This is a genomic window from Devosia sp. (genome assembly GCF_017307565.1).
Lineage (GTDB): Bacteria > Pseudomonadota > Alphaproteobacteria > Rhizobiales > Devosiaceae > Devosia.
This window is the reverse complement of record NZ_JAFKHD010000162.1, coordinates 1-5,366: the sequence shown is the minus strand read 5'-3', so window position 1 is coordinate 5,366 and position 5,366 is coordinate 1. Positions and strand designations below refer to the sequence as shown.

The 5,366-nt window shown below is 63.2% G+C and carries 6 protein-coding genes; 1 reads left to right on the top strand and 5 read right to left on the bottom strand.

The features are described 5' to 3' along the window. A partial coding sequence (locus J0I64_RS04485; RefSeq protein WP_291406411.1) for a hypothetical protein occupies positions 1-188 on the top strand: 188 nt, incomplete at its 5' end. A 723-nt stretch (positions 189-911) separates the two neighbouring features. On the opposite strand, the gene J0I64_RS04480 is transcribed toward J0I64_RS04485, so the two are convergent. The 5 genes from J0I64_RS04480 to J0I64_RS04460 form a co-directional block, all read right to left on the bottom strand. After that, complete coding sequence (locus tag J0I64_RS04480; RefSeq protein ID WP_291406410.1) at positions 912-2,072, bottom strand: phage portal protein; 1,161 nt, start codon at positions 2,070-2,072, stop codon at positions 912-914. Between the two features lie 21 nt (positions 2,073-2,093). Next, positions 2,094-3,347, bottom strand: a complete 1,254-nt coding sequence (locus J0I64_RS04475) for a terminase family protein (RefSeq protein WP_291406409.1) — start codon at positions 3,345-3,347, stop codon at positions 2,094-2,096. Beyond that, positions 3,328-3,729: a hypothetical protein gene (locus J0I64_RS04470; protein WP_291406408.1), complete on the bottom strand. Its 402-nt coding sequence runs from the start codon at positions 3,727-3,729 to the stop codon at positions 3,328-3,330. The genes J0I64_RS04475 and J0I64_RS04470 overlap by 20 nt, the downstream gene beginning before the upstream one ends. A gap of 108 nt (positions 3,730-3,837) precedes the next feature. Continuing rightward, a complete protein-coding gene (locus J0I64_RS04465) occupies positions 3,838-4,338 on the bottom strand; it encodes a DUF2165 family protein (protein WP_291406407.1) in 501 nt (166 codons plus the stop codon). Positions 4,339-4,392: 54 nt separating this feature from the next. Then, on the bottom strand, positions 4,393-5,366 hold a 974-nt coding region (locus J0I64_RS04460), incomplete at its 5' end, for an Hsp70 family protein (protein WP_291406406.1).

The following is a 5,366-nucleotide window of genomic DNA, read 5'->3' as shown; positions in this document are numbered from 1 at the left end:
TTATCCAACCGCTTTCCGGCGCGCTGAAGGAAAATTCAACACGCTCCACCGCAGTCGCCTTGATGTCCGTCCTCGCCTTCCCAGTTCTGACGAGATCCACAATCTCATTTTCATCGCCGGGCGGTCTTATAGTGACTGTTCTGATCTTCATCGGTGCCACCGTTTATCTTGGCGAAATTGCAAACTAGAGCGTGCCAGCTCGCCGAAGCCCTGCAATTGAAGGCGTTATGGAGAACAAGGGACCGAGCTTATCGATCAAGTAGTGCTCATCAGCACTCCATTTGAACCGTGGCATGAAGTAAAAACGAGAGCCATCGGGAAGTTGAGCCAATGCCCAAGGGGCCGTCAGACCCTCTGAGTAAAGCGGGCCGCACGTGTATCCCGGTACAAAACCGGGCACAGTTTTCCCGCTTTCATCTTCGTATTTTGATACCCAGACAAGAGCAAAGACCTCCCCGATACCTGCGACGAAGGTCGATCGTGCACGGCTAAACTCGGCTGCGGCACGCTCAGTCAAAGAGATATTCTCAATTATAAGCATGGCAGCACCGCTAGAGTGGGGCGGCCGGATAAGTCGGCCGACAAGAAACCATGGCATTTAGTTCTATAGTGCGTTGCCGGCCAAGCATGTCCACATAAATACAATGCCTCACCAAACCTGCATCGCCAGGACCAACGCGTTCCGCAACGAGATTTGCCGCCAAGGCGGTCCTGATCCGTGTCGTGCCTGGCGCTCCCACTGCGTCAATCCACTGGCCACCCTCAGGCGTCCCTTTCGGCATCCGGGGCTGGTCCGGGCGATACCGCCGCTCCAACCCGCCAATCAGTACATCAAGCTTCAGCGAAAGCGTTGCCAGCCGGATTTCCCATACAAGCGCTTTCAGCGCTCGCCGAGCAATTTGTGCCATTGCCTACGCTCCTATCCCCACCATCTCCCGCTTCTCCGCATCGCTTAAAAACGCCGCCCCACCCACGCGTGTCCAGAGCGCCGCACGGTCCTCGGCCAGCGCCTCGACCTCGTCGAAATCCGGCACCACTTCGGCGCCTTCAAACGCCGGTCCCAGCCACAGGCTCAGTTCCTGGCTCACCCGCACCACCAGCGGCACCAGCGTTTGCCGCCACAGCGCCCGGTTGGCCTCGGCCATGTTGGCATAGGTATTGTCGCCGGGAATGCCGAGCAGCATGGGCGGCACCCCGAAGGCGAGCGCGATGTCGCGCGCGGCGGCATGTCGGGCCTCGATGAAATCCATCTCCCGCGGGCTCATGGCGATGGCCTTCCAGTCGATCCCGCCATCGAGCACCATAGGTCGCCCGGCATTGGCGGCGCCGGAAAAATTCTCCTCCAGCTCCTCCTTGAGCCGCCGGAACTGCTCTTCCGTCAGCGTGCCGCCACCCGCCGAATAGACCAGCGCCCCGCTTGGCCGCGCCGCATTGTCGAGCAGCGCCTTGTTCCACTGCGCCGAGGCGTTGTGAATATCGAGGCTCGTCTGCGCGGCTTCCAGAGGCCCCATGCCATAGTGGTCGTCCATGGGATGAAACAGCGCCATGTGCAGAATACCCGGCAGCGGCGCACTCTCCTGCGAAATCCGCACCGTGCGTCCGCCCGCCGTATAGTCGTAAGCAACCGGCCAGCCATCGCCCCCGGCCACCACCCGCATGCGATCGGGCCTCAACACGAACAGCGCCTTCACGCCCCCATCGACGATCCCCGCCTGCAGATAGGCATTCCCCGCCGTCTGCAGGTAGGCATAAACCGCTTCCAGCATTTCCGCGCCCGACTGCCGCCCATTGGGCCTTTGCAGCAGGCTTTTCAGCGGATGCTCGCTGACGACCTTACCATCAACCCGCACCGTGAGGGGGACCCGGTTCGCCGTCTCGGCGATCAACCGGACGCAGCGATAAACCACCGGATTGCGCATAAACCCCTGGTTGACGAGGCTCGCATAGCCCCGCCCGCTCCACTGCGCCGCGCCCAGCGCGCTCAGCGTCATCAGCGTGTGCCCCGAAAAATTCTTGGTTTCAGAGGGCGTGTTCGTCCGTCCGCCGAAAAGGCGGTTCATCCAGTTCGGCATTCTTTGATCCTTCGTTGTGGCCTAGATCCAGCGCACGCGCGGTCCCACACCCTTCAAAAGCAATTCCGTCAGCGCCCAGACCAGCGCATCCACCCGGTCTGGCGAATGCCCATCCGCCTTGCCATCCGGCCCAAAGGCACAAAGCTCGTCTTCAAGCGCCGTCAGCCCCACCACATGCCCAACCAGCCCGCGCCCATAGAGCGCCGCCACCGGCTCCGCCCGCAGCCATTTTCCGCGCATCGCCCGCACCTCGATGACAGGCACCGAGCCATCCACCTGCAACAGCAGGTTCTTCACCAGATCCCCGCCCTGGTTCACCTCGACGACAACGGCATCGGCCGCATGCGCATAAAACGCCGCCACCGCCCGCCGCGCCCAGGTCAGCGGCGCCACGCCTTTCAGCGTCGCGTCCTCCAGCACCACCGCACCCTCGCCGCTCTGCCCGGCCACCACGATCCCGCAAGCATCCGACCGCGCCGTCCCCGTCACCGGCGGATCAACCGCCACGACGATCCGCCCCGTGACCGCCCCACCCTCGCCAAACATCCCGCGCTGCCAGAGCGCATCGGCCCGATCCTCGATCAGTTCGCCATCCAGCTCCTGCCTTCCGAGCACCGTGCCGCGATAGCGCGCCACCACGGCATCAAGAAACTGCGGCGCCAGAAACCGGTAATTGTCCTCCGTGGTCATCCGCACCACGCGCGTCTGCTCGTCATCCAGCAGCCGGCGAATGAGTTTTGTCGGTTTCGGTGTCGTCGTCGCCAATTGCCGCGGCCGATCGCCCAATCGCAGCCCGAACTGCAACATGTCCCAAGCCTCTTCCGCATGGGGCCATTTCGCAATTTCATCGCACCACGCTGCCGCGAATTGCGGCCCGCGAAACCGCTCCGGATCGGACGCCGTCAAGATCGCCGCCTCGACCCCATTGGGCCAGACCAGCCGGCTTTTCCCCTTGAGCACCGGTCGTTCGTGATCGGCATGCACGGCGATCAGCCCGCTCTCGCCCCGCACCATGATGTCGACCGCCTCGGTCATGGTCTCGCCCACGAGCGCGATCGGCGAAATCCTGCGCCGCGCCAGTCGCCGCACCCATTCAGACCCGGCCCTGGTCTTGCCCGAGCCGCGCCCGCCCATCAGCAGCCAGGTCGTCCAGTCTCCCGGTGGTTGCTTCTGTTCCCGCCGCGCCCAACGGGCCCAGGAGAAATAGGTGCGTTCGGCGTTTTCATCGCTGAGAGCAGCAACCTTGGCGACCGCGTCAGCGTGCGGATTGCTCAAATCGCTTCACCAGCTTGGCGCGCAGGTCGGTCATGTCTTTTCGCGTCGCCGGCTCCACATTGGGCTTGGACGCGCCATTCTTGATCAGGGTATCGAGCGTTTTGACGCTCTCGCTCAGCGCCTTGACCTGCTTGTCGATCGGTTCGTCCACCGCCGCCTCCAGTCGTCTTATCTGCTTGTCGAGCACTTTGAGCATGCGGGCCACGAGATCGGCCTGTTTCGGCACTCTCGCCCGCGCACTCAGCCAGCCTTCCATTTCGCGGCGATAACGGAGCTGGGCAGCCGTGATCCCATGCCGTCGGCAGATCACCGTCGGCAGGAACAACCGCCCCTCATATTCTTCGCGAATGGAAACCCAGTCCGGCGGCGCCTTGTCGCTCATGCCCGCCTCCTGCCCCGTCGAAACCCAATTGTTCGACTATGCCCGAAGACTAGCAGATCACCGTGACGCGGGGATTAGTTGGATAAGCTGCACAAGTGCGGGGGGAGGCTACTCCTCCAGTTCCCCATCCCGCAGCGACACGAAAATCAGCACGCCGACAATCGTGATGAAGACCCGGAAAGCTGATTGCAGGCCGTTCCAGGTGCTCGACATCCACATGCCGAACCACTCTCCGCCAATGCTCATGAACCCGACCTGCCAGACCAGAAAGCCCAGCGTCAGCCCGCCAATGGCCCAGGCCTTCGAGCGATTGAACTCCCGCGCCGCGGCCCCGCGGCTCCGAAACATCCGCCCAGCCCCGATCCAGCAGACCGCTGCCGTTGCGACCTCGGCGGCAATGATAAGAAGATATGCGAGATGATGCAGCACGGGCGCTGTGATCGCCCGATAGGTCGTGGTCGCGTCGGGAAAGACGCTGTCCATCGAAAGCACATGCTGCACAAAGGCGAAGTTGCTGCCGTAGTCGGTGATGTTGCCAAAGGCGACAAGGCTCGCATAAAGCCCCACCGCACCGACCAGAATTATCTTGCTCGTTCGAATGATCTGCATCGCGCTTCCCCCACCGTTGTGAGGATAGCGCAGATTCGACCGCTCAAGTCACGATCAGGCGCCGAAGACGCGCCTTGCTTCCATGGCGAGGCCCAGCCCGACCGAGCCGAGCACGTCCGTGCGCACCACTTCGGCGTCGGGGAACAGCGCTTGCAGGCGGCCGGACACTGCCGGCACCAGTGTCGAACCACCGGTCAGGATCAGGCTGTCCACCGCCTCGGGCCCTACGCCCGCGCGGCGCAGCGTTTCGCGAATGGTAGTTTCGAGCCGCCCGATGGAGTCCGCCAGCGCCTGCCCCAGTTCATCCGCCGAAATCATGGTCGTGATTTCCCGGTCGCGCACCGGAAAGACAAAGCGGGTTTCCGCTGCATCCGAGAGCGCAATCTTGGCCTCTTCCACCCGGCCGATCAGCCGGTGCCCCAGCCGGTCCTCGACCAGCATCACCATGGTTTCCACCATGTCCGGCTCAGAGGCCTCCCTCACGGTCGAGCGCAGGTCGCGCAACGCCTTGGCGTCATAAAGCCGGTTGATCCGGTGCCAGGTCGACAGGTCGACATAGGGCGCCACTGGCAGGTAGCGCTTCTTGTCGCGCGTTTCCGTCCCGAGCCCGAGTTCAGGCATCACCTTGGCCATGGCCAGCAGCCGGTCGAAATCGGTACCGCCGATATGCACACCAGCCGTCGAAAGAATATCGCCGCTGCGATCGGCAAGCCCGCTCCGCCCGGGCGAAACGCGCACCACCGAAAAGTCAGAGGTACCGCCACCAAGGTCGACGATCAGTGCCAGCTTTTCCCCGCTCACTTGCCGCTCATAGTCGAGCGCGGCCGCGATCGGTTCGAACTGGAAGGCAATATCCTCAAAACCTTGGGCGCGCACGGCGGCCTCGAGTTGGCCCTGTGCCTCGGCGTCGGCCACCGGGTCATCATCGACGAAATGCACGGGGCGGCCCATCACCACCTGGGTCAGTTCCCCGCCCAGCCGCGCCTCGGCCCGGCGCTTCAGTTCGCCCACAAAGCTACCGATGATCT

Excerpts from the sequence above, each read along its gene's own strand:
- J0I64_RS04465 (WP_291406407.1), bottom strand. The coding sequence starts at position 4,338 with ATGCAGATCATTCGAACGAGCAAGATAATTCTGGTCGGTGCGGTGGGG.
- J0I64_RS04470 (WP_291406408.1), bottom strand. The coding sequence starts at position 3,729 with ATGAGCGACAAGGCGCCGCCGGACTGGGTTTCCATTCGCGAAGAATAT.
- J0I64_RS04480 (WP_291406410.1), bottom strand. The coding sequence starts at position 2,072 with ATGCCGAACTGGATGAACCGCCTTTTCGGCGGACGGACGAACACGCCC.